At 36.9% G+C, this 23,978-nt stretch carries 22 protein-coding genes and 1 tRNA gene; 6 read left to right on the top strand and 17 right to left on the bottom strand.

Annotated features, from left to right (window positions below; translation table 11 throughout):
* Window positions 1-40 precede the first annotated feature (40 nt).
* Window positions 41-120 (top strand) — tRNA-Leu (locus FW781_RS15305).
* A 239-nt stretch (window positions 121-359) separates the two neighbouring features.
* The gene (locus FW781_RS15310; protein WP_149388220.1) at window positions 360-1,430 is read left to right on the top strand and encodes an acyltransferase family protein; all 1,071 of its coding nucleotides are present in this window, start codon (window positions 360-362) and stop codon (window positions 1,428-1,430) included.
* Window positions 1,431-1,538: 108 nt separating this feature from the next.
* Here FW781_RS15310 and FW781_RS15315 read toward each other — a convergent pair whose 3' ends face one another.
* Window positions 1,539-3,176: a S41 family peptidase gene (locus FW781_RS15315; RefSeq protein WP_172625735.1), complete on the bottom strand. Its 1,638-nt coding sequence runs from the start codon at window positions 3,174-3,176 to the stop codon at window positions 1,539-1,541.
* A 148-nt stretch (window positions 3,177-3,324) separates the two neighbouring features.
* Complete coding sequence (locus tag FW781_RS15320; protein ID WP_149388222.1) at window positions 3,325-4,020, bottom strand: VIT1/CCC1 transporter family protein; 696 nt, start codon at window positions 4,018-4,020, stop codon at window positions 3,325-3,327.
* Between the two features lie 62 nt (window positions 4,021-4,082).
* Between FW781_RS15320 and lgt the strand changes: the two genes are divergently transcribed.
* Window positions 4,083-5,075, top strand: coding sequence for a prolipoprotein diacylglyceryl transferase (gene lgt, locus FW781_RS15325; protein WP_449386659.1), 993 nt, complete (start codon window positions 4,083-4,085; stop codon window positions 5,073-5,075).
* Between the two features lie 72 nt (window positions 5,076-5,147).
* Here the strand turns inward: lgt and FW781_RS15330 are convergent, their stop codons facing one another.
* Window positions 5,148-5,903, bottom strand: a complete 756-nt coding sequence (locus FW781_RS15330) for an SDR family oxidoreductase (protein ID WP_149388223.1) — start codon at window positions 5,901-5,903, stop codon at window positions 5,148-5,150.
* A gap of 738 nt (window positions 5,904-6,641) precedes the next feature.
* Between FW781_RS15330 and FW781_RS15335 the strand changes: the two genes are divergently transcribed.
* Complete coding sequence (locus FW781_RS15335) at window positions 6,642-7,064, top strand: cold shock domain-containing protein (RefSeq protein WP_047432903.1); 423 nt, start codon at window positions 6,642-6,644, stop codon at window positions 7,062-7,064.
* Window positions 7,065-7,301: 237 nt separating this feature from the next.
* On the opposite strand, the gene FW781_RS15340 is transcribed toward FW781_RS15335, so the two are convergent.
* The 8 genes from FW781_RS15340 to queG form a co-directional block, all read right to left on the bottom strand.
* Window positions 7,302-8,750: a TolC family protein gene (locus FW781_RS15340; protein ID WP_149388224.1), complete on the bottom strand. Its 1,449-nt coding sequence runs from the start codon at window positions 8,748-8,750 to the stop codon at window positions 7,302-7,304.
* Complete coding sequence (locus FW781_RS15345) at window positions 8,731-11,853, bottom strand: efflux RND transporter permease subunit (protein WP_149388225.1); 3,123 nt, start codon at window positions 11,851-11,853, stop codon at window positions 8,731-8,733. Before FW781_RS15345 ends, FW781_RS15340 begins: the two co-directional genes overlap by 20 nt.
* 28 nt (window positions 11,854-11,881) lie before the next feature.
* Window positions 11,882-12,970: an efflux RND transporter periplasmic adaptor subunit gene (locus FW781_RS15350; RefSeq protein WP_149388226.1), complete on the bottom strand. Its 1,089-nt coding sequence runs from the start codon at window positions 12,968-12,970 to the stop codon at window positions 11,882-11,884.
* A 59-nt stretch (window positions 12,971-13,029) separates the two neighbouring features.
* Complete coding sequence (locus tag FW781_RS15355) at window positions 13,030-13,362, bottom strand: hypothetical protein (RefSeq protein ID WP_172625736.1); 333 nt, start codon at window positions 13,360-13,362, stop codon at window positions 13,030-13,032.
* Window positions 13,363-13,642: 280 nt separating this feature from the next.
* Window positions 13,643-14,095, bottom strand: coding sequence for an SRPBCC family protein (locus tag FW781_RS15360; protein WP_149388228.1), 453 nt, complete (start codon window positions 14,093-14,095; stop codon window positions 13,643-13,645).
* Between the two features lie 51 nt (window positions 14,096-14,146).
* A complete protein-coding gene (locus FW781_RS15365) occupies window positions 14,147-14,794 on the bottom strand; it encodes a murein L,D-transpeptidase catalytic domain-containing protein (protein WP_149388229.1) in 648 nt (215 codons plus the stop codon).
* Window positions 14,795-14,797: 3 nt separating this feature from the next.
* Window positions 14,798-15,481, bottom strand: coding sequence for a TIGR02117 family protein (locus tag FW781_RS15370; protein WP_149388230.1), 684 nt, complete (start codon window positions 15,479-15,481; stop codon window positions 14,798-14,800).
* A 358-nt stretch (window positions 15,482-15,839) separates the two neighbouring features.
* A complete protein-coding gene (gene queG, locus FW781_RS15375) occupies window positions 15,840-16,778 on the bottom strand; it encodes a tRNA epoxyqueuosine(34) reductase QueG (protein WP_149388231.1) in 939 nt (312 codons plus the stop codon).
* 175 nt (window positions 16,779-16,953) lie between these two features.
* On the opposite strand from queG, the gene FW781_RS15380 reads away from it, so the two are divergent.
* Together FW781_RS15380 and FW781_RS15385 are read left to right on the top strand one after the other, a co-directional pair.
* Window positions 16,954-17,253: a rhodanese-like domain-containing protein gene (locus FW781_RS15380; protein WP_149388232.1), complete on the top strand. Its 300-nt coding sequence runs from the start codon at window positions 16,954-16,956 to the stop codon at window positions 17,251-17,253.
* A gap of 28 nt (window positions 17,254-17,281) precedes the next feature.
* Window positions 17,282-17,899: an HD domain-containing protein gene (locus FW781_RS15385; RefSeq protein WP_149388233.1), complete on the top strand. Its 618-nt coding sequence runs from the start codon at window positions 17,282-17,284 to the stop codon at window positions 17,897-17,899.
* Window positions 17,900-17,991: 92 nt separating this feature from the next.
* On the opposite strand, the gene FW781_RS15390 is transcribed toward FW781_RS15385, so the two are convergent.
* From FW781_RS15390 to mutY, 6 genes are all read right to left on the bottom strand, one after another.
* Entirely contained in the window at window positions 17,992-18,768 is a 777-nt protein-coding gene (locus FW781_RS15390; RefSeq protein WP_149388234.1) for an alpha/beta fold hydrolase, read from the bottom strand.
* Window positions 18,769-18,783: 15 nt separating this feature from the next.
* Complete coding sequence (locus FW781_RS15395) at window positions 18,784-19,773, bottom strand: NAD(P)H-dependent flavin oxidoreductase (protein WP_228720208.1); 990 nt, start codon at window positions 19,771-19,773, stop codon at window positions 18,784-18,786.
* A 123-nt stretch (window positions 19,774-19,896) separates the two neighbouring features.
* The gene (locus FW781_RS15400; protein WP_149388235.1) at window positions 19,897-21,264 is read right to left on the bottom strand and encodes a peptidylprolyl isomerase; all 1,368 of its coding nucleotides are present in this window, start codon (window positions 21,262-21,264) and stop codon (window positions 19,897-19,899) included.
* Between the two features lie 86 nt (window positions 21,265-21,350).
* A complete protein-coding gene (locus tag FW781_RS15405; protein WP_149388236.1) occupies window positions 21,351-22,274 on the bottom strand; it encodes a PfkB family carbohydrate kinase in 924 nt (307 codons plus the stop codon).
* 27 nt (window positions 22,275-22,301) lie between these two features.
* On the bottom strand, window positions 22,302-22,859 hold the full coding sequence (gene gldD / locus FW781_RS15410; RefSeq protein WP_149388237.1) for a gliding motility lipoprotein GldD: 558 nt from the start codon (window positions 22,857-22,859) through the stop codon (window positions 22,302-22,304).
* Window positions 22,860-22,903: 44 nt separating this feature from the next.
* Complete coding sequence (gene mutY / locus FW781_RS15415; protein ID WP_149388238.1) at window positions 22,904-23,971, bottom strand: A/G-specific adenine glycosylase; 1,068 nt, start codon at window positions 23,969-23,971, stop codon at window positions 22,904-22,906.
* Window positions 23,972-23,978: the final 7 nt, after the last annotated feature.

Raw genomic sequence — 23,978 nt, forward strand, 5'->3', positions numbered from 1 at the left:
ACCAATTTGAAACAAACATCACGTTTGAACTCAACATCAAGCCCAGGTGGCGGAATTGGTAGACGCGCTGGTCTCAAACACCAGTTCTTAGGAGTACCGGTTCGATCCCGGTCCTGGGTACAAAAAACCTCTGAAATCTTTAGATTTTCAGAGGTTTTTGATTTTATAATAGTCAAAAGGATAACTTTTTACACTACTCTGCTCGTTTCGAGATTAATAACTTCTTCAATTTTACCATTATAAATTCATACAATAAATACTTCCGGATTTGGTGCCTAACAAAATCATTAATAAAGTTAAGAGTAATATTATTTTTTCACGGCTTAGGATTTTAATTTACTTTTGCGGAAAGTTTATTTATGAAGATAAGATTTGAGTTTCTTGATGGGATAAGAGGAATTTCTGCGCTATGGGTAGTTTTGTATCATTCTTTATTATTTAATGGCTATTCTGCAGCTCACGATATTAAATGGTCTGATGATTTGGTTCTACATTCTATACAAAAAGCTACATCAATTGGCCATTTGGCAGTATCTATATTTATAGTTCTTTCCGGTTTTTGCCTTGCCATTCCAGTGGTTAACAATAATATGGAAATAAAAGGAGGGTTTAAAAGATATATCAGTAGAAGAGCTAAAAGATTAATTCCGCCCTATTATATCGCTTTATTGTTATCAGGATTAATGATTTTATGTTTCCCCTTATTACAAACAGCACAAAATACAGCTTGGGATAGTAAAATACCTGTCACTTTTTGGTCTGTTATCAGTCATATCGGATTATTTCATAATTTAAATTCTTCATGGGTTTATAAGATCAATGGAGCACATTGGTCTATAGCTACAGAATGGCAGATTTATTGGCTTTTTCCTCTCATGCTTATACTTTGGAAAAGAACTAATAAATATATCTCGTTTATTATATTTGCTTTATTGGCATTATTCTTAAAAAAGTTGATTCCAATGGCAAAACCTGAATTTATAATTCTATTTTTCATGGGAGTTATATGTTGTTATTTATCATTTAAAAAGACAACAATCAATAAATTTTTAGTTCCGTTAGCTGTAATTCTTTTCATAGGAAGTTTAGCAATATTCGCGCTGTTAGAAGTTAATGGCTTTTTAATGATATTAATTACAGGGATCACTTTCTCTTTTTTATTGTACTCATTAGTCACTTACAAAAAAGCAACAGGAAAATCAATCATTATCCTTGAAAGCAAACCATTAGAATTTTTAGGAAAAATATCATACAGTCTATATCTTATACATGGTCCTTTCCTCGCACTAATAAACCTGTATTTATTAAAAAACTTTGAACTCACAAATGATGCCCGGCAATGGGTGATTTTTGCATTTATTTTTATCATCATCATTCCTATAACCACCATTTTTTATCACCTGGTTGAAAAGAGATTTCTAAATAAGTAATAACGACCTCTAATGAAATAAAATGTGAGGTTAATTTATTAATACAAAAAGACCACCTGCATTTTGCAGGTGGTTTATTCTTTATTTAACTAATATCTGTTTTTTTAACTAATTCAATACTTTTAAAACTGTTTCAAGCTCCAGATCCCGTTGCTGAATAATATCATCGTCAGAATACTTAATAAATTCATTGATCCTTACACCTACTTTTTGAGTTTGGGAATTGTCATAATAAAAAATCCCATTGCCGGTAAATTCCAGATTATATCCGGCAGGCAATTTCAACGTTCTGATATCACCGTCTGCTCCTGCTGTTCTTTGGCCGATAGTCTTGGCCTGAGGAAAAACATTCTGAAGGTTCATCGTATTCCATTCGCTCATACTTAAGGTTTCGGGATTGACAATCATGAAGACCTTTCCTTTGTATGGATGAACGGTTTTATTTTTAATATCAGAATAGTAAGTCCCAAAATCTTTATAACTGATTGGAATATAGGTTCCGGTATTTTTTACATTTGGTTTATAGTATTTTCCAAAATGGTTCTCTACAGGCGAGAAGTATTTGTAGACATAATGGAATACAAATCCACCCCAATCCGGATATCCTCTCATGTCAAAGACAATAGCCCTTTTTGATGAAGCTTCTTTAAAGACAGCATCCATATGATCATCCAGTTTATCATCAGGAATATTCTTTGTAAGAGCAAAAACATCATTGATTTTAAAATAAGCGATATCTTTATGATCTATTTTGTACTGCTGCTTCAGGCGGATTTTATTTTGAATGTACTCTGTTACTATCGCTAGCTGTTGTTTGTCTGTAAAATTAATAAACTCTGTATCTGCTTGATAGGTTTTATGATCTTTTGACACGACTTTTAAATCTTTACGGAGCTGATCATCAGGCCAGATCAGATTTCTCTGGTAATCTGATATCAGGTACAACAGTGTTTCAGAATTTGAAGCAGACAGTAACTCTTTCTTTTCTTTAATAATCTGGCGGATACTTTTACCATTAACCTCCGTTATTCTATCTCCCACATGAATATTAGCTTTGGAACAGATCTCAGGCAAAAGAAGATAGGTTACCAGCAAATGATCATCGAATATCACATAATCGAAAGGAGGAAAATATGATCTATGAAAAATTTCATTTTTATAATTCAGCTGATCATAAAACCTGAAGGAATGGGTATCCTCCATTTTAGAAACTATTTTTGCCAGAATAATCTCGAAGTCTTTTCTTGAAGTACAGCTAATAGTTTGGTCTGTTAAATCTGAAAAATAAGCTTCAGCATTTTTATTCATCAGATATTTATGCGGATAAAGATAATCAATTGCACCCTGCAATTTAGCCAATGCCAGTAAACGGTATGCTAACGGCAGATTTTCATCTTTTTTAAATTTTTCTATTTTAGAATCCGAAACTTTCTCTTTCTGCTCATTTTCAGCAATGAATCTATGGCTGTAGATATTATTCAGCAAAGTTTTATTTTCTGAACTGACCTTTTTATTGTTCTGATACCATCTGAAGTCTTGATTGACAGAGAGTACATCTTTCGGATGATCAATAACAGGAGCGCTGGAAAATTTATTTTTAAGGTTTGTTGACAGAAGATTAATGATTGTATTTTCATCTGTTTTTTCGTTCACTTTTCCGATGGTCATCAAAAACAGGCTGTCGGCATCTTTTTTTCCGCTGGCAACATCAGGATGATAATATTTTATGAAATTCCAGGTCTTCATAAAATAGGTGTAGCTATTTTTTTGAGCGCAAACAATTGCATTCATAACAACCACAAAAAACAAAATAAAAATATTCTTCATTTATCTGAATTTGTGATGTAAAATACACTTTTTAAGGCATATAAAATGTACATAATTTTCACAAACTTTACGCTATATTAACCCCAAAAACATGCCCTACAAATGCTGTAATTCCCATTGCAACAGTTCCCCAGAAACAGATCCTCAACACGGCTACTTTAATACCGGAACCTCCCGCTTTGGCAGAGATTGCTCCCAAAAGCATTAAAAATATAATTGAAAATCCGTATTGGAAATACACCATTTGTTTAAGTGGTGCCAAAAGAGAAACGCTAAACGGCAATAAGGCACCTACCGCAAATGAGCTGAATGAAGCCATCGCTGCCTGCAATGGTTTCGCCTGCGTTATTTCATTAATGCCTAATTCATCACGGGCATGTGCTCCCAATGCATCGTGTTCTGTAAGTTCAATGGCCACCTGCATGGCTGTTTCTTTGGTGCAGCCTCGTTTCTCATACACTTTGGCAAGTTCTCTAAGTTCTATTTCAGGCATTTCTTCAAGCTCACGTTTTTCACGAAGCAAATCTGCTTTTTCGGTATCTTCCTGTGAACTCACGGAAACATATTCCCCAGCTGCCATAGACATAGCCCCTGCAATCATCCCTGCCAGTGCCGCAAGAATAATGATATGCCGGTCTGGTTCTGCAGCCGCAACTCCAATGACAATGCTGGTAGTGGATAGCAACCCGTCATTCGCTCCCAATACAGCTGCCCGAAGCCAGCCTACCCTGTTTACATAATGTTTCTCCAGCTGATGATGCATAGTTTTTTGTTTTGGTGGCACCCTAAAGTTACCAAATGTTTCATCAAGAATCATTTTAAATTATGTTCATTCTTACTCAAGATAAAGACTTCGTATGCTCAGAAGCAGAATTTTATCTGATGTACAAAACCAACCCACAGCATTCTGAAAATCAAATTAAAAAATACCATAACACCTCCATTCAATTCAGAAATTCCTATTTTCTTATCTTTGCAGGAATGAATTTATTATATATCAACTGGGATGTGAATCCCGAAATCGTCAATATCTTAGGATTTCCTTTAAAATATTACGGGCTGCTATTTCTTGCAGGGCTGGTTTTATGTTTAAATATTTTAAAACGTATTTATAAAAAAGAAGGCCTTAGTTCGCAGGCTCATGAAGCTTTATTCTCTTATGCACTTATAGGAATTTTGGTGGGTGCCAGATTGGGACACTGTCTTTTTTATGATTTTGATTATTATTCCCAGCATCCGCTTGAAATATTGCTGCCCATTCAGAAGGGAGTGGACGGAACCTACCACTTTACAGGATTTGCAGGACTTGCCAGCCATGGTGGAGGTATCGGATTGGTGATCATGCTTCTCATCTATGCGAGAAAATTTTCTATCCCATTCATGACAGTTTTAGACGCTATAGCCATTGTACTTCCGCTGGGAGGTACTTTTATAAGGCTTGCCAATCTGATGAATTCTGAAATCATAGGAGTTCCTACGGATGTTCCGTGGGCTTTTATATTCCATCAGGTAGATGATCTTCCGAGACATCCTGCCCAGCTTTATGAAGCGATCTCTTATTTTATTATTTTCCTTTCTGTGTATTTTATTTACAAAAAAAACATATTTAAAATCGGAAAAGGATTTTATTTCGGAATCAGTATTCTGCTGATCTTCATCATGAGAATTCTGATCGAGTTCATCAAGGTAGACCAGGTAGAATTCGAGCACGGAATGATTCTGAATATGGGACAGCTGCTAAGTATTCCTTTTATTCTTCTCGGCTTATTCTTTATCATCAAAAGTATAATGGAAAAAGGAAAGGTAAAAACCACTTAATTCCTGATTTCTTCTATAAAAAAACTCACTGAAAACGCTTTCAGTGAGTTTTTTTATAGATTACCCGATAGATTATCTTGTTGTATATCCTCCGTTAGCAAAAATGGTTTGCCCGGTAATCCACCAGCCTTCCGTTACCAGAAATTCTACCAGCGGAGCGATATCTTTAATATCTGTAAGTCCTCCTAATGCTGAGGCTGATTTATGGTAAGCAACGGCATCATCCGTTTCCTGTCCGTAGAAGAAAGGAGTATCCATTGGGCCAGGTGCTACAGCCGTTACAGAAATTCCCCTTGCTCCGAATTCTTTAGAAGCAGCTCTTGTAAAATGCTCTACAGGTGCTTTTGCTCCCGCATAAGTAGAATACAATCCTGTGTAAGCGGCAAGCAGCGAAGTGACAATAGTACAGATTTTTCCGTGATCGTTCAGTTTTTTACCTGCCTCCTGCAAAAAGAAGTAAGCTGATTTTGAATTGACATTGAACATGGTATCGTATTCTGCTTCTGTAGTCTCTGAAAATGGTTTTTTCAGTACCATTCCTACGGTATTGATTGCAATATCAATCCCTCCGAAACGGGAAATTGTTTCATCAAAGAATTTTGTAATATTGTCTACTTTGGTAAGATCTCCTTGGAACAGAAATGCTTCTGCTCCTAATGCCTGTACCTCAGCCAGTGTTTTTTCGCTATCTGCTTTTGAGCTTTCACTGTTATAATGTATTGCCAGTTTTGCTCCTTTCGCAGCAAAATCTCTACTTAAAAGTCCTCCAAGGTTTTTACCTCCCCCGGCAATTAAAACAACTTTTCCTTTTACATTTTGTGTTGACATCGATTTTATTTTTAAATGTTAATGAGACAAAGATGGATAATAAAAATGGTCTCAGCATGGTGAAGTTTTCGGGAATTTTATAAAACTGCAGAGTGACTATCTGCTGATATTCTGATTCTAAATGTAAACTAAGACAGAAACATTTATATTTTTTTATATAAACAACATTTTTTAATAGAATGCTATTTACCAGCCAGATATGACCTGAAACACCCCTTTCCTATTAAACAAAGTTATATAATTCACTATTGCGCATCAGTTTTAGGCATAACATTTGATGCTTTTCCAGCCGTATTATACACCACTTCATTTTTATAATATATTTTTTTATAATCCTCAGTGTTCTGAGGATTTTTTTTATGCCCTTATTCCAGCTCTCATTATCGTCTTACACTCAGACTATAAAGGTATCCCTGCAAATCTGCTGTAAAACCATTTCTGATAATCAATCATTTAAAACCTGATAATTCATTTTATTGTTGTATATTTGTACATTAAATAACCAAGTCTATACTTTGTTTTCTGTAACGACCTGAATATTTTTTATTCAGTCTTTGCTTTTTGAGCAGCCATATTTTAAACTTTTATTTTTCTACTAAGAACAATACTTGTCGGAATTTTAAAGCTCTGTATGATTGGGATTATCCAAAACAGAAAACATAGCCAGGCTTTATAGGGGTCTAAAACGGACCAGATTGAACCAATTAATTTATAGAAACTAAATACTAAAAATAATTTATGGCAGATTCTTTTTCTAAAAAGGAAAATTTCAAGAAAAAAATTCAAAAGCAAAAAGAAAAGGCGCTAAGACGCGAAGAACGTAAAACGAACAACAACAAAGGAGCGGAGGATGTCTTCATGTATGTAGACGAATTCGGAAGATTAACTTCTACTCCACCTGAACAAAGACAGGAAGTAAACCTTGATGATATTCAACTGGGTGCTGCTCCTATTATTGAGGAAGATCCAAGAAAAACGGGAATTGTTACTTTCCTGAGTGAAAAAGGATATGGTTTCATCACTGAAGATAATTCTAAAGAAAATATCTTCTTCCACAACAACAACTGTGCAGAGCCGGTAAAAAAAGGAAACAAAGTATCTTTTGAAAAAGAAAAGTCTCCTAAAGGATTCTCCGCTGTTGAAATTCAGCTTGTTAAATAATACTTACGCATAAAACGATCTGCTTTACAGCAGCTATGTTTTAAAAAATACAGAAAGAGACTGCTTCATTGAGACAGTCTCTTTTTTTGGACATATAAACTCAACTTATAAAAAGTCAGATTCTAACGCAATATCCTTGAATTATTTCAATGATGATTACGGGAATCCGTACAACACGATAAAAAATAAAAGAAGCTGTCCAAAAGACAGCTTCCTTCATCGTAAAAAAAGTAAAAATTAATCCAGTTTCCCGCCCAGTGCTTTAAACAGCAGGACGTTATTTCTGGTATTCTGATGCTGGAACTGTAATAAATCCAATTCAGCAGTCAGTTTGCTCTTCTGAGAGTTGATCAATTCAAAATAATTGGCATATCCTGTCAGGTAGAGATCGTTGGAAACCTCCACGCCACGATCAAGAAAACCTACTTCTTCTGATTTAAGTTTCAAAACTCGTTCATAGATCTTAGTCTGTTTCAGAATCGACTGCAGTTCGTTAAAAGCAGTTGTGATACTTTTCTGATAATTTAAAAAAGCAATTTCCTGCTCTTTACTTGCAATCTTGAATTCATATTTGAGCTGCCCTTTATTAAAAACGGGAACCATTAATCCTCCTAATAATTGACCCGCCAGTGAGCTTGGTTTAAAGAATGTTTCGACGGAAAAAGAATTCAGTCCGAAACCTGCTCCAAGATCAATCTTGGGATAAAAAGCAGCTCTTGCCGCCTTCGCATCCGCCTGAGAAGCTTCCAGAACATAATAGTTGGCAGCTACATCCGGTCTGGAATGAATGACGTTTTCTACATTGATGGTTTTATTCAAAACTTCCATATTGGTAGGCATAAGTGCTTTCCCGCGTTTTACATCTCCGCCGTAGCTTCCCGTTAGTGTAGTAATGGCCTGTTCTACAGTAACAATTTCTACCCTTATGTGTTCAATTTCTGCCAGCCAATTGTTATTTTGAGCTTTGAATTGCTGAACTGCCAATTCAGTAGCTTTACCAACTTCCCGTTGTGCCAGAACAATTTCAAAGGCTCTTTGCTGAAGCTTATAGTTTTTCTGATAAATCGCAAGACGATTGTCCAGAGCAACCAGCTGATAATACAGATTGGCAATATCCGTAAAAAGCTCTACCTGTAATAATCTCAGTCCTTCTGTTGAAGCCAGAAACCTTTTCTGGGCAGCAATCTTTTTATTCTTAAGTTTTCCCCATGCATCAATTTCCCAGCTGCTTCTTGCCCCTACCCAGTAATTAGGGGTAAAATCCCTGTTGATTTTCTGATTTTCTGTAATATTAGGCGAAAGGTTGGTATCATAATTTCCAACGCCCTCCATCGTATATTTCCCGTAACGGTTGCCGGAAGCCTCTACTCCTACTTCAAGAGATGGAAGTAAGTCCATTTTTGATCTTTGAAGAAAACTGTTCGCAATTTCCACTCTTTGCTGGGCAATCTGAAAATCGGGATTAGCCTGAACCACTTTATCAAAAAGTTCAAGCAGCTGCGGATCTGTAAAATAAGCCTTCAGGTTGATCTGCTGAAACTCATCCGAAGTTTTTTTATCTGTTTTGATAACTTCCCCTGGTAATTCCTGAGCTTTTTTCAGTTCGGTTACTTTGGGAATTGCACAGGAAACCAGGCTCAGAGATGCAATTCCATACAATATATTTCTATGATTTAATCTTTTCATCTTTCTTCTTATTTTCAAGTTTTGCAAAGAATATATACAGTCCCGGAATCACTATCAATCCGAAGATTGTTCCTATCAGCATTCCTCCTGCAGCTGCTGTACCAATGGAACGGTTACCGATTGCTCCAGCTCCTGAAGCAATACATAACGGAATAAGCCCTGCTACGAACGCAAAAGAGGTCATCAATATAGGTCTCAGACGCTGTCTGGCTCCTTCAATCGCTGCCGGAACGATATCATATCCCTGTTTATTTCTTGCCACCGCAAATTCTACGATCAGAATAGCATTTTTAGCCAAAAGCCCAATCAGCATTACCAATGCTACCTGTGCATAAATATTATTATCCAATCCCATAAGTACCAATGCGATATAGGAACCGAAAATTCCCGTTGGAAGGCTTAATAATACCGGCATCGGAAGAAGAAAACTTTCGTATTGAGCCGCCAGTAAAAGATAAACGAACAAAAGGCAGATCGCGAAGATGTAAACGGTCTGGTTTCCTGATAAGATCTCTTCTCTTGTCATCCCGGACCACTCAACATCAAATCCTCTTGGCAGCGTTTCTTTGGCAACACGTTCTACGGCAGCAATAGCATCTCCTGAGCTATAGCCGTCCGCAGGCTCTCCATTGATCATCGCTGACATATACATATTGTATCTCGTCAGTACTTCAGGTCCGTACACTTTTTCAATCGTGATGAAGGTAGAGAACGGAACCATTTCGCCTTTATCATTTTTTAAATATAAATTCAGAATGCTTTCAGGGGTATCTCTGTGCTCCGGACTTGCCTGTACCATCACTTTATACATCTGACTGAAACGGATAAAATTTGTGGCATAATAAGATCCCAGCATGGTCTGTAATGTAGACATCGCATTGTCCACTGAAACTCCTTTCTTCGCTGCCATATCATAATCCACATTGATCATGTATTGCGGGAAAGTAGCATCAAAACTGGTAAAAGTGTTCTGCAATTCAGGAGCTTCATTTAGTTTTTTAACAAAATCTTTGGTGATTTTATCCGTGTTCTCAATGGTTCCTCCGGTTCTGTCCAGCAAACGCAGTTCAAAACCACTGGTATTACCAAACCCGGGAACTGTTGGCGGAGCAAAAATCTCAATCTGGGCATCTGCTATGCTTTTTGTTTTGTCAGAAAGCTCCGTGATCAGATCATTCACTGAAATTTTTCTTTCTTTCCAGTCTTTAAGATTGATCATCGCCATTCCGTAGGATGAACCTGCAATTTCCGTTACAATACTATAGCCTGCCAGGGTGGTCACGTTTTCTACTCCACTAATCTTCTTTGCAATAACGGTCACTTCATCCAGCACTTTTTCAGTTCTTTCTACCGTTGCTCCCTGTGGAGTGGTCACACTTACATATACCATTCCCTGATCTTCCATGGGAATAAACCCGGTTGGCAGGAATTTGCTGGTCACAAAAGTCAATCCAACAAATAAAAACAGCAGCCCAAAAGTAACTGTAGTTCTTGTCGCAAATTTTGATAAAATACCTACATAGCCATTGGTCAACCTTTCAAAGCCTGTATTGAAACTCTGGAAAGCCCTGTCGATAATTGTTTTCTTCTTATCGTGATTGTGAGGTTTTAAAATAATTGCACAAAGCGCCGGAGTAAGTGTCAATGCATTCACTCCGGAAATCACAATACTGATTGCCAACGTTAATGAAAACTGACGGTAAAATACACCTACCGGACCATCAAGGAAGGCTACTGGAATAAATACGGCAGACATTACAATGGTAATTGCCACTACCGCTCCCGCAATTTCTTTGGTTGCACTAATCGTTGCATCCATGGCATTCATCCCTTCTTCCATTTTCACGTGAACGGCTTCAACGACGACAATGGCATTATCAACCACAATTCCGATGGCAAGAACCAATGCGAAAAGAGTCAAGAGGTTAACTGAGAAATCGAGCATATTCATGAAGGCAAAGGTTCCTACCAATGCTACCGGAACAGCCAACACAGGAATCAAGGTGGAGCGCCAGTCCTGCAGGAAAATGAATACCACAATTCCTACCAGAATAAAGGCTTCGATAAGAGTTGTCAGTACCGCACTGATGGAAGCATCCAGGAATCTGGAAACATCATAGGCCATATTATATTCCATTCCCGGTGGGAAGGATGTGATTTTTAGTTCTTCCATTTTAGCTTTTACGCTTTCAATAACCTCGGAAGCATTGGAACCGGGACGTTGTTTCATCATAATGGATGCAGATGGTCTTCCGTCTGTTTTGGAAACCATTCCGTAGTTCATCGCTCCGAATTCAACTTTAGCAATATCTTTAAGCTTCAAAATTGTTCCGTCAACATCAGATCTGATGGGAACTTCTTCGTATTGTTTAGGCTCAAAAAACTTCCCTTTGTATTTGATCACATACTGAAGCTGGCTGGAAGTTTTTCCGGATGTCTCTCCCACTTTTCCCGGTGCTGCAGAAATATTCTGTTTTTGCAGGGATGTGATCACTTCATCCGCAGAAATATTGTAAGCCGCCATTTTCTGCGGATCCAGCCATACTCTCATTGAGTATTCTTTCTGTCCCATGATCTCGGCACGGCCTACTCCATCAATACGTTTCAACTCCTGAAGGACGTTAATATCCGTAAAGTTATAGATGAACTGTTCATCCTGGCCCGGATCTGTACTCGTGATATTGAGGTACATCAGCATACTGTTCACCTCTTTTTCAGTGGTAACTCCGGCCCTGATTACCTCTTCAGGAAGTTCGTCAAGAATGGTTGTAACCCTGTTCTGAACGTTTACCGCTGCTACATCAGGATCTGTTCCTACTTCAAAGAATACCTGAATAAGGGTAAGCCCATCATTGGAAGTAACTGTAGACATATACGTCATTCCCGGCACTCCATTGATTGCCCTTTCCAGAGGAAGAGCTACCGCATTGGCAGATACTTCGGCATTAGCTCCTGTATATTTTGCAGTAACGGTTACTGAAGGCGGTACGATGTCCGGAAACTGGGTAATAGGCATCTTTAATAAAGCCATTATTCCCAGTAATACAAATAATATGGAAATAACCAACGAAAGAACCTTTCGTCTTATAAACATTTCTACCATAGTCAATAGATTTAAAGATTATGAAAGGTTAATACTTCTTTTTGATTTTGATGATATCACCATCTTTCAAAGACTGAGTCCCTTCATAAATGATTAAATCTCCTTTTTTAAGACCGTTTTCTACCATATAAGAATCCCTTAAGGTAGTTCCGATCTTAATACTGGTCATTTTCACTTTATTCTGTTTATCCACAACAAAAACATAGGTCTTATCCTGGATGGAGAAGGTAGATTTTTGTGGGATAAGAATAGCATTATTCTGTTGTTCAGAAATAATAAGTTTCCCGGAAGTACCATGCTTGATCAGACGGTCCGGATTCGGGAACAGTACTTTATAACGAATGGAACCCGTGGCTCTGTCAATTTCCCCTTCAGCAGTTTTCAAAGCTCCGTTGAACTGATAATTAACTCCGTTAGGTAGAGTCAGTTCGATCTTTTGATGACTTCCGATCTTATCATTGGCTAAAAGCTCAAAATAAAGATTTTCAGGAATGGAGAAATACGCATATACTTCATTCAATTGGGAAAGCGTGGTTAATAATGTACCATTTTCTACCAGACTTCCGTCTTTATGGGGAATCACGTCAATTACCCCATCAAAGGGTGCCGTGATCTTTGTAAAGCTTATTTTCTGAAGAACCGTTCTCTTTTCTGCATCGGCAAAAGCATGTTTTGCTTTAGCGGAAGACAATTTTGCCTTCACCATTTCCAGCTCATTATTGGCAACAAATTTTTTAGCATGAAGACTCTGAATCTGTTTCAGTTCCACTTCTGCAATACGGACATCTGCTTCAGTCTGCTTTAATGTTGCATTGGCTTTCAGAAGTTCCATCTGAAGTTCAGCATCATTGATTTTAAATAAAGCCTGTCCCTGGTGCACAAACTGTCCCTCGTTTACATAAATATGCTGTATAATACCTCCGATTCTGGAACGCATTTCAACATTCTTTTTAGCCTGGATATCGGTGACAAACTGATTGCTCACCAATGTATCTTTTTCTTTGATTTCCAGTACGGGAACTTCTTTGTCTTTTTTATTATTTTTCTCCTTGTCTTTACTGCATGACACAGCGAATAATGTTGCCATAAGGCAAATTATTACAGTTTTAAAATACATTTTTAAATGTTTAAGTTATAAATTTCCGTTAAAATGATTTGGTATTCAGAAACTTAAACCTAGTATAGCTGGAGGAGATGGAGAAAGGATTTAACTCCACAAATAGTAGATACAGCAATCTCCGGAAGGGTGATTTTTGGAATAACTTTTAAAATTCCTGAAAAATCTGCAATTGCGGGATCATTTTTTTTGACGGAGTGTTTTACAATTTTGGCAGCAGCAGGCAATGCATGCGTGTTCATGTCTGCCTCTTCATAAACATCCAGAAGATGAATATTGGTTACATGGGGAACATGAGGGATATTCTGCAACGATTTTTCCGCCCAATTCGAATTGAAAAGGGTAAAAACCAGCATGATATAAAATAAGAAAAATGACCTCAGACCTGCCATGTCAACCAGAACACATTAGTTTTTTAGTAAAAACGATATTCCTGCAAAAATAGGGATTTCTACTGGGAAATCTGGTCACTGAACTGTTAAAAAAACTTAAACAATAGATGAATAATTCCAATTGTTGGAATTTAGATTCCTATGGGATGACAAACAGAATGTTAGACTTATCCATAGTTTTTGTCATTTGTGGAAATCTGGATAAAATTAGGTTTAGGCTAAAGTCAATGAAATTTTGATTATTATTTTAAACGGGCTAAAGCCCGTTCCTATTGAATGATTAAAACAATTTACTAAGTACCCGAAAACGGTAATCAAAGATATGTTCCAGTTTCTTTTTAACGAAAAGACGATGTGCAATTTCACCTAAAATACCCATCGGAAGTTCATAATCTATGGTATCTCTCATCAGAACACCTTCTTCATTGGGAATAAATTCATGATGGTGGTTCCATAGTTTGTACGGGCCTTTTTTCTGGAAATCAATAAAGCTTTTTTGAAAATCGACGTGGGTGATCTCTGTCTGCCATTTCATTTTAATCCCAAACAATGGGGAAACGTAATAGTCGATAAGCATTCCTTCATAGATTTCATCTTCTTCCATTTCCGTCAATACAATAAAGCCCATGTCTTTCGGAGTAATTTCTGAAAGGTTGTTGGCTGAAGAAAAGAATTTCCAGGCGGTTTCTATATCACAATTGAGCTGTTGTTCGCGGAAAAGCGTATGTTTCATAAGGTGAGATCAATTTACATGATGGTTACAAAACAAATGTATAACAAAGATTTAATTATATATCCACATCAGAACGGGTTTCTTTGAGTATTGAATCATCGGATCAATTTCTTTCATGGCATTGTTGGAAATGGTAGGACAGCCCCATCCTTCGGGAGATCCTTTTGGAAAGACTTCATCATCACTCATCATATTCCAGGAATGAAAGACAATAAATCTTTTCAAAGCATTGCTATTGGTTTCTTCAAGGCCGTGCATCAGGTATTTGATATTGATTCCCCAGTCGCTGTACCCTCTTCCTTCAAGCTTATATTTTCCTAAAGAAGAAAGGTGGCTTCCATCCTCATTACTGAATCCCGGATTTGCTTTAGAATCGTCTTTACTCCATGAATTGGAACCACAGCCATGGCCCACCAGATATTTTTTGGAGATCTTATTATTTTTAAAATCCCAGACAAAAAAGCGCTTTACTCCGGAGTGGAGGCTCATATCTATAAGAATACAGAAATCATTGTTAAGATTCTTTGAATTACAGAATGTCAACGCTTCTCCAACTTTTATTCTCATCCTGGAAAGGTCAGCATCAGGTTTCTTCTCGGCCACCACAGGTATTTCAGCAGTATGGATGATACTGTCTTTTTTTGTCTGCGAACATGAACATAACCAAAGCACAATGAAAAACAGAAAAATATTCTTCATGAATTATTTATAGTGCTGAAAAATTCCGAAATCTGACGGAGTCCAAAGTGCAGCTTTCTGCCCTGCAGCCTTTAAAGCATTATTTGACCATGTATTGCAGGTGTAAAGAAAGCTGTAGGTCCCTTTTGCGTCATAAAAGGCATCATTATCACTATATACAGCGTTTGTAGGAATCAGCATGAAGTTACCGTTCCGATCTCTGTCAAATTTATCTTCTACAAATTTTACCAAATTCTCATACTGGCTTCTGCTGATCATAATCATTTTACAGTCGTCTCCTTCTTTCATTGTATTATAATAAGTACAGTGCATGGCGGAATCACTTAGCCAGAATGCAGCTTTCACAGCGGTTGAAAATTTCAGGTCAGCCCAGGTAGGTGTATCAAGATAGAATCCTTTATCGCCCCAGCCTATTCCGATATACTGATAATCTGTTTTTTTTGATTTTGTATTGGCAAAAGGAATTTTCTGACTCCAGTCCTGAAGATCATTTTTTACAGGCATTACTATATCGGTATGTACTCCGTTGGTATAAATATAAATCGGAACCTCCTTCTTCTGCCCATCATTTTTAGCAGACACCGGAATATAGGGAATGAGTAACCCTAGGATTACATAAATCACTACAATTCCTAAAATAATTCCTACCACTTTCAGGAGATACATTAATATAGTTTTCACAGTCATGTTTTAATAAAATTTAATCTTTAATTTTTAGTAAAAGTATTTGTTTTAATCGAAAAAATGGCTATATTTAGTTACGAAATATTCACAAATATGCGTAAAACTATCAAATCCCAAAAAAGATTTAAAGTAAGAGTAAAAACTGCTCCTAAAAGAATACAAAAAAAACGTTGATTTTCGGTGAGATTCTGATCTCCTGAAAATCAATTTTTCTTTATAGGAAAGGCTTTTCAAGAAACTTATTGATGTAAATCTTTACCTCCTTAAAGCTAAAAATTTAAGGAATGGTCGACTATCAGCTCTGGTTTGGAACTATAAAAAATTCCAAAAGAGGAATTGTCACCACAAGTTCAGAGAAAAATCAGTCAGAAGACCGCTGCAAAAACTCAATATTTCTCTTCAGCCCTGCAAATTTGGTTCTTTTCACGGGAGACTTCCTGAAGATTTCCGAGAAAATTTCCTGGGTAATTTCCTTCCATTCTCCTTTTTTAAAGTTTTTCAAGGCTTCATTGGGTTTGAAACGGCTTTGCTTGTTGGGGGCTGAAAAACGGTTCCACGGGCAAACATCCTGGCAGATGTCACAGCCGAACATCCAGTCTTCCATTTTATCTTTAAAGTAATCCGGAATCTCATTTTTGAGTTCTATGGTTGCATAAGAAATACAACGGCTTCCATCAATAATTTTCTCAGAGACAATAGCGTCTGTAGGACAGGCATCAATACATTTTCTGCAGCTTCCGCAATGGTCTGTGGTTGCATGATCGGCAATGAGCTCCAGATCACATATAATCTCGGCCAGAAAATAAAAAGAACCGCTTTGTTTGGTAATAAGATTGGCATTCTTTCCTACCCAGCCTATTCCTGATTTTTTAGCCCAGGCTCTTTCTAAAACCGGCGCAGAATCTACAAAAACACGGAATCCAAATTCTCCTATTTCTTCCTGAAGTTCAGCCACCATTTCACGGAGAATTTCTTTGATTACTTCATGATAGTCTTCTGCATAGGCATATTTTGAGATCTTGTAATTTTCTAATATTGAAATTTTTTCCTCGGGAAAGTAATTATATGAAAGTGAAATAACAGATTTAGAACCCTCTACCAAAAGCCGGGGATCAAGTCTTTTATCAAAATGATTTTCCATGTACTTCATTTCGCCGTTATAATTATTCTTGAGCCATTTTTCAAGGCGCGGCGCTTCTTCTTCCAGAAATTCAGCTCTGGAAATACCACAGTTCTGAAATCCAAAACTTTTTGCTTTGGATTTTATCAGTTGGGAATATTTTTCAGCGCTTACATTCATAATTTCACACTGCAAAATTAAGATTATTTTATCAATCTACTGATTTCCCTGGAGGTTCACCTGAACTCCTGTTTCTATCCTGCTTCTTTTCTGAAAAATTATGTTTTAATTAGGATTTTTTTCAAAAAAAAATTGCGTAATTTCGTTTCTGATTTAATGTTTAAACCCAACAACTATGTCTTTAATAGAAGTAATACAATCCGGAAACTATGAATTAATTGATGTTCGTGAGCCAATGGAGCTTGAAATGGACGGTAATATAGACGGTGCTAAGAATATTCCCCTAGGTGAAGTAGAAGATAGACAGGGTGAGATTCTATCTATTGAAAAGCCGGTAATCTTGTTCTGCAGAAGCGGAAACAGAAGCGGAAAAGCATTGGATTATCTTAACAATCAAGGATTAAAGGACGGTTATAACGGCGGAGGCTGGGCTGAGCTGAAGGCTGTTCTGGAAGCAAATCAGGGAACTTTTTAAAAGTTCCTTTTTTTATACCATTATTTCTATGAATCTGAAAAATCAATTTGAGCAGCTTTGCTCTCCATTTACAGAAGATCATCAGCTAATCTGTGATCTATGGAATGAGATTGAAACCAAATATTCTGAAAAAGGCAGACATTATCATGACTTGCTTCATCTTGCAAATATGTTTCGAGAGCTTGAAGCGATGAGGGTAAATATCTCAGATTTTACGGCTATTTGTTTTTCAGTATTTTACCATGACATTATCTATGATGCCACTTCAAAGTCTAATGAGGAAAAAAGTGCTGTTAAGGCAGAGAAAAGACTTGCTGAACTCCATCTTGCTAAAGACAAAATTTCATTGATTTCAGAGCAGATTCTTGCCACAAAACTGCACCAGAAGTCTGATTATAAGGATACCAATTATCTTTTAGATGCTGATCTTTCTGTGTTGGGAAAAGATTTTAAAACCTATTCAGAATATACTCAGAATATAAGAAAAGAGTACTCCATTTATCCTGACTTTCTTTACAAACCTGGACGAAAAAAGGTACTCAGGCATTTTCTGGAACTCGAAAGCATCTTTAAAACAAATTATTTTAAGGATAAATATGAGGCTCAGGCAAGGGAAAATATTACTAAGGAACTCCAATTCTTGTAATTGAAAGAAATTATTTTAATTTTTTCCTTTTTACACAAACAAGACACCCATTGAAAAGGTGCCTTATTTAATATTGTGCAGAAAATTTCTGATCAAAAATTTTCTCTGATAAACGTTGCTGCTTTTTCTAACACGAGCTCAGGAACTTCTTTATGCGGTGTATGTCCGATATTAGGAATAATATATTTTTCAGCACTTCCGCTCACCTGAGTAATGGTTTTTTCTACCTGATCCAATGTACCGTATTCATCGGCTTCTCCCTGGATGAACAATAATGGACAAGAAATGTGCTTCAACAGATGTTCAATATTCCATGTTCTGTAGTCTTCACGTGTCCAGGTTTCCGTCCAGGCTCTGAAAAGCATTTCTACTTTATCTCCGTGATACTTCTGTAAACGTTCCGCAAGATTGGTTGTTTTGTAAGCGTCCCAGGCATCATATACTCCTTTTAAAGTTACATCTTCAACAAAAATATGACCTGCTTCACAGATAACGGCTCTAACCCATTCCGGATAAACCGATGCCATAATCAAAGCTATCGTTCCTCCATCACTATGTCCGAATAAAATAACATCCTCAATTTCAGGTTCAATTTCCATCAATAGATCATTCAGCAAATGTGCTTCCTGTTCCATATAATTTATCGGCCTTTTATGAGTAAGCATCGGGTATGATTTTCCATAGCCTAAACGGTCATAGACAAGAACATTACAACCTGTAGACTCAGAAAGCTTCGCTGGAAAATCTCTCCAAAGCTGTACCGAACCTAATGAATCATGCAGAAAAACAATGGTAGGTCTGCCTTCAAACGGATTATTGTGTTCTATATATAATTTTTCACCCTTTACATCAATTATTCTCCCTTCCATTAGATCAATTATATTTTAAAAAACAGGTATTTTCGTTTCTTCAAATTCTTTTAATAAGTGATTGAAAACAGTTTCTACCGGAAGAATTTCATTAATTAAGGCAGAAACCTGACCTATTTCCAGTTCGCCATCTTCCATATCTCCTTCAAACATTCCGCGTTTTGCTCTGGCTCTTCCTAATGAAGCCATTAATGCATCTTTATCTCTTCCGATCTGATAGATATCTTCCAGTTCACTGAAAAATTTATTTTTAACCATTCTTACAGGTGCCAGTTCCTTCAGGGTAAGATGAGTATCTCCTTCCTGGAGTTCTGTGATTTTCTTTTTCCAGTTTTCATGGGCACTTGCTTCTGTAGTGGCAGCAAAACGGGACCCAATCTGTACCCCATCTGCCCCAAGAATCATTGCTGCTTTGATCTGTGAGCCTAAAGCAATGCCTCCTGCAGCAATTAACGGCTTAGAAATATGCTTCTTTACGTTTGGAATAAGACAGAACGTTGTTGTTTCATCTCTTCCATTGTGGCCGCCTGCTTCAAAACCTTCTGCAACGATAGCATCTACTCCTGCATCTTCACATTTTACAGCAAATTTGGTAGAGGAAACTACATGAGCTACTTTTATTCCTTCTTTCTGCAGGGTTTCTGTATAAGTTTTGGGATTACCTGCTGATGTAAATACAATTTTGACTCCTTCTTCAAGAATGATCTGAATGATCTCCTCAATATTAGGGTATAACATCGGTACATTTACTCCAAAAGGTTTATCTGTAGCCTGTTTGCATTTCTGAATATTTTCTCTCAGGATATCAGGATACATACTTCCTGCTCCAATTAAGCCCAAACCACCACAATTGGAAACCGCGGAAGCAAGCCTCCATCCGGAATGCCAGATCATACCTGCCTGGATAATGGGATATTTAATATTAAAAAGGTGTGAAATTCTATTTTGGGTAGCCTCCATATCATGAAGTTTTTTTGCAGCGTTAAAATCTATAAAATTGCTCATGCGTAAAAATACTAAAAACAACGGTTTTCCGGGAAAAATTTGCCAATATTTTCTATCAAAAAAGTTGAAGTTTCAAAGGATTTAGCATAAAAAAAACCTTCAGAAGTTCTGAAGGTTTTCATTTTATTTTGCCATGGATTGTTTCTTCCAGTTTGACTTAAAGCTACAGCTGTCGTAACGTCCGTCAATAGAGATAAAAGTTGTCGGTAACTTAGAGTTGACAAACTTTTCAACCATTTCACTTTTCTTTTTATTCAGTGCCATCTGCTTGATTCTGCTGAAGTCTGTTTCCAGTGTAATCTGGTGAGAAGGAATCACATCTTCCACTTTGATGATTTTGATCTCCTTTCTCTTGTTTTCTTCATCTTCAAAAGCTGTAGTGATGTCTCCTTTGTTCAATCCTGCTAATTCGTAGCTGATTGTTCCCGGAATACTTTCTCTTTCAATCTTATCAGAACCATCTGCTCCAGGAATTATCCCTGCGTTGAATTTTGTTCTTTTATCATCTGAGAATTTAAAGGCAGCATCTTTAAAAGTCATTTTACCATCCACGATAAGACCTCTGATACTGTCTAATTTTGCTTTTGCAGTTTTAAGCTCATCATCAGTAGGTACTCCTTTTAGCAGGATATGCCTTGCATCATACACTTTACCTGATCTTTTCAGCAACTGGATAATGTGGAATCCGAATTCTGATTCAATAGGATCTGAGATATCATTTTCCTGAAGGTTCAGTGCAGCGGCCTCAAATGGCTTCACCATCTGCCCTTTATTAATATTTTTATACAATCCTCCGTTAGCAGCCGATCCTTCATCTTCAGAATAAATTCTAGCCTGGCTCTCAAAAGTTTCCCCTCCAAGAATATCCTGCTTGATCTTTTTCAATCTGTTGATAAGTTCTTGTTTGTGAGCTTCCGTTAATGTAGGATAGATCATAATCTGAGCTAAAGTAACTTCGTCTTTTACCTGTGGCAGCTGTGATTTATACATATTATAAAAGTCAGTTACCTCATTTGGCGTTACATCAGCTTTCTCTGTAACTCTCTGGTATTTTGCCTGTCCGTAATACTGGTCAGTATCTATCTTTTCGATAGCATTTTTCATTTCATAAGCATTTCTGAACTTATAAGCGGCAAGCAATGTTTTTTCATCCGGAAATTGAGAAAGCAACTGACGGTATTTTGCGTTAGCCTGTTCTTTGATTGCTGCAGAACGGTTTTCAATTAAGGTATCTTTTTTTGCTTCGTATACAAGAAGCTTGTTGCTGATAAGGTTTTCCAGGAACTCACATTTGTCTGTGTTGGCAGCTCCCTGCTGTTTCCCATAATTCATTTGCTCAAGTACATCAGATTCCAAAACAATCTCATCCCCGATAACAGCTGCAATACCATCCACCAAATCTCCTTGTTTTAGCTGGGCATTCATCATATTTGAAGAGAATATCATGATGAAAATCCCAAGAAGAAAAGTGATTTTTAGTTTATTTGTCATTTTACTATTTTAACAAGTTGCAAATTTAGAATTCTTAACGAATTTCACTCAATTTTTTATTATAAATATTTCTTAAAAAGACTTATTTACTGCAGTTCAACATCAAAAGTCGTTAATTCTTTGAATTGTCTCAATCTGCTGAACATATCTGCTTCGCTTACTTCCTCTATTCTTTCTGTTCCAAACTTTTCTACAGTGAATGAAGCCATAGCAGATCCTACAATAAGAGCCGATTTCATTGTTTCGAAATCTATTTTCCCTTTTTTGGCAAGATAAGCCGCGAAACCTCCCGCAAATGTATCTCCTGCTCCTGTTGGATCGAAAACATCTTCTAATGGAAGCGCCGGGATAGCAAATACTTTATTGTCATGGAAAAGTAAAGCTCCGTGCTCTCCTTTTTTGATGATCACATACTCTGGTCCCATTGTATGAATCTTTTTAGCCGCTTTTACTAAAGAATACTCTCCAGAAAGCTGTCTTGCTTCTTCATCATTGATGGTAATTACGTCTGTTTTCGCAATCATATCCATTAAGATATCCCATGCAGAATCCATCCAGAAGTTCATGGTATCAAGGATAACCAGTTTCGGACGGTTGTTCATTTTTTCAAGTACTGATAACTGAACTCCAGGGTGTAGGTTTCCAAGTAATAAAATTTCGGCATCCTGCATAGAATCCGGGATTTTCGGATCAAAATTCTCCAGCACATTTACTTCTGTAGCCAAAGTATCTCTTGTGTTCAGATCATTGTGGTATTTTCCAGACCAGAAGAATGTTTTTCCTTCTTTTACGATTTCAATTCCTTCGATGTTTACATCTCTGTCTGTGAACATATCAAGATGTTCTTGTGGAAAGTCTCCTCCTACTACAGAAACAATTCCGGATTTAACGCCTAAAATTGATGAAGTGATTCCGATATACGTGGCTGCACCTCCTAAAATTTTATCCGTTTTACCAAATGGTGTTTCAATTGCATCAAATGCAACACTTCCTACAACTAAAAGTTTCATATATTTTTCAATGTATATTAAAAGTAATTATTTTTTCCATTCAAAAGAGTCCAGCATGTGTTTCATATCATTTTTGATATAGTTCACTGCAGGCGCAAGAGAATCCGGTTTCGGTCTTGTATTAAAGTATAAGTAAGCAGTAACGAAGTGTTTCGTACTGTCTGTAATGTAAAACTGGAGGTTGGAAGCGCTCTGCCCTTTTAGTTCATAGAAGTTCCCATAGACTTTCTTTTCAGGGTATTCAAAGGATTTTGTATCTATAGAACTGGCTTTGATGGTATGCTCATATACCATTTTTTCCGCTTCTTTTATATGGTCTGCAAAGTCGTTTTGTATTGGGTAATAGGTAACGAAAAGCTTCGCCTTCATTTTGGGATAATTCAGATAGAACCAGCAAGGTTTTTTCGCAGGTGCAATAGTAGCAAAGTCCGAATACTCAAAGGTATAGGCACAATCGTTTTCAAACTTTTGGTATTTCGGTACTGGATATTCAAGACGCAGTTCTCCATAGGGTTTGGGTGAAGGGTCTTTTCCACATGAAATTAAAAGCAGTGATACAAAAATAAAAATGACTTTTTTAATCATTTTGCAAAAGTACAAATTAGATTTCAGATTTCAGAAGACAAATTTCAGTCTTTCAGAGAGTTTTGAATGTAATTTTCCAGAGGCTTGGGAAACGATTTTTCGTGAGAGCCTTCAACATCTGTAATCAGGTACTGATTTTCAGTTATAAAATCATTCCATATCTTCTCAGAAGTAACCTCAACATTCAATATCTCAATGCTTAAATTCTTGTGGGTCAGTTTATGGGCAACTGTTTTTGAGCCTGTAATGAATGGTTCCATATCAGAAGTAATGACTGTTGGAAATTCAAATAATTTCTTCCATATGAAATCTTCTGTTCTCTGGCGGATCAGAAACTGGCCGTTTCTGTGAACAAAATAATAGGTCAGGGCAAGATCTTCTGCTTTTACTTTTTTGGTTTTTACGGGATAACCTGAAGTCTTTTGCATAGAAAATGCCAGGCAGTCTTCATTGATGGGACATTCCCCACAAAGTGGATTTTTGGGCTTACAGATCTCTGAACCTATATCCATCATCGCCTGGTTAAAATCTCCCACATTTTCAGGCATCACCAAAGCAGCCAGCTCAGAAAAATAAGTAAAGGCTCTTGAATTTGAAATATCAAAATCGTCTGCAAAAAGACGGCTCAGAACACGATAGAAATTCCCGTCAACAGCAGGCATTTTCCCATCAAAACATATGCTTGAAACGGCTGCGGCTGTATATTTCCCTACTCCTTTCAGTTTTAAAATTTCTTCGTACTGACTGGGAAATACACCCTGATAATCATTCATGATCTGTTGGGCAGCTTTATGGATATTGATCGCTCTGGAATAATAGCCTAATCCTTTCCAATAGAGTAAAACTTCATTTTCTTCAGCTTCTGCCAACATTTTTACATCGGGAAATCTTTTGATGAAATTATTATAATGATTTAATCCCTGATTGATCCTGGTCTGCTGAAATACAATTTCACAGATCCAGATTTTATAGGGATCTTTTGTTTGTCTGAAAGGCAAATCTCTTGCATTATTACCGTACCATCCCAGAATTTTGCTGCCAATGTATAGAAAATCTGAATTTCTGCTATCCTTCTCCAAAAAATTTTGTTTTGCTTTTATGAGATACCTCATGAACGGA

The organism is Chryseobacterium panacisoli (assembly GCF_008274625.1).
GTDB lineage: Bacteria > Bacteroidota > Bacteroidia > Flavobacteriales > Weeksellaceae > Chryseobacterium > Chryseobacterium panacisoli.

Coding starts and splice junctions, on each gene's coding strand:
- FW781_RS15310 (WP_149388220.1), top strand. CDS start 360: ATGAAGATAAGATTTGAGTTTCTTGATGGGATAAGAGGAATTTCTGCG.
- FW781_RS15315 (WP_172625735.1), bottom strand. CDS start 3,176: ATGAAGACCTGGAATTTCATAAAATATTATCATCCTGATGTTGCCAGC.
- FW781_RS15320 (WP_149388222.1), bottom strand. CDS start 4,020: ATGCATCATCAGCTGGAGAAACATTATGTAAACAGGGTAGGCTGGCTT.
- lgt (WP_449386659.1), top strand. CDS start 4,083: ATGTTCATTCTTACTCAAGATAAAGACTTCGTATGCTCAGAAGCAGAA.
- FW781_RS15330 (WP_149388223.1), bottom strand. CDS start 5,903: ATGTCAACACAAAATGTAAAAGGAAAAGTTGTTTTAATTGCCGGGGGA.
- FW781_RS15335 (WP_047432903.1), top strand. CDS start 6,642: ATGGCAGATTCTTTTTCTAAAAAGGAAAATTTCAAGAAAAAAATTCAA.
- FW781_RS15340 (WP_149388224.1), bottom strand. CDS start 8,750: ATGAAAAGATTAAATCATAGAAATATATTGTATGGAATTGCATCTCTG.
- FW781_RS15345 (WP_149388225.1), bottom strand. CDS start 11,853: ATGGTAGAAATGTTTATAAGACGAAAGGTTCTTTCGTTGGTTATTTCC.
- FW781_RS15350 (WP_149388226.1), bottom strand. CDS start 12,970: ATGTATTTTAAAACTGTAATAATTTGCCTTATGGCAACATTATTCGCT.
- FW781_RS15355 (WP_172625736.1), bottom strand. CDS start 13,362: ATGGCAGGTCTGAGGTCATTTTTCTTATTTTATATCATGCTGGTTTTT.
- FW781_RS15360 (WP_149388228.1), bottom strand. CDS start 14,095: ATGAAACATACGCTTTTCCGCGAACAACAGCTCAATTGTGATATAGAA.
- FW781_RS15365 (WP_149388229.1), bottom strand. CDS start 14,794: ATGAAGAATATTTTTCTGTTTTTCATTGTGCTTTGGTTATGTTCATGT.
- FW781_RS15370 (WP_149388230.1), bottom strand. CDS start 15,481: ATGACTGTGAAAACTATATTAATGTATCTCCTGAAAGTGGTAGGAATT.
- queG (WP_149388231.1), bottom strand. CDS start 16,778: ATGAATGTAAGCGCTGAAAAATATTCCCAACTGATAAAATCCAAAGCA.
- FW781_RS15380 (WP_149388232.1), top strand. CDS start 16,954: ATGTCTTTAATAGAAGTAATACAATCCGGAAACTATGAATTAATTGAT.
- FW781_RS15385 (WP_149388233.1), top strand. CDS start 17,282: ATGAATCTGAAAAATCAATTTGAGCAGCTTTGCTCTCCATTTACAGAA.
- FW781_RS15390 (WP_149388234.1), bottom strand. CDS start 18,768: ATGGAAGGGAGAATAATTGATGTAAAGGGTGAAAAATTATATATAGAA.
- FW781_RS15395 (WP_228720208.1), bottom strand. CDS start 19,773: ATGAGCAATTTTATAGATTTTAACGCTGCAAAAAAACTTCATGATATG.
- FW781_RS15400 (WP_149388235.1), bottom strand. CDS start 21,264: ATGACAAATAAACTAAAAATCACTTTTCTTCTTGGGATTTTCATCATG.
- FW781_RS15405 (WP_149388236.1), bottom strand. CDS start 22,274: ATGAAACTTTTAGTTGTAGGAAGTGTTGCATTTGATGCAATTGAAACA.
- gldD (WP_149388237.1), bottom strand. CDS start 22,859: ATGATTAAAAAAGTCATTTTTATTTTTGTATCACTGCTTTTAATTTCA.
- mutY (WP_149388238.1), bottom strand. CDS start 23,971: ATGAGGTATCTCATAAAAGCAAAACAAAATTTTTTGGAGAAGGATAGC.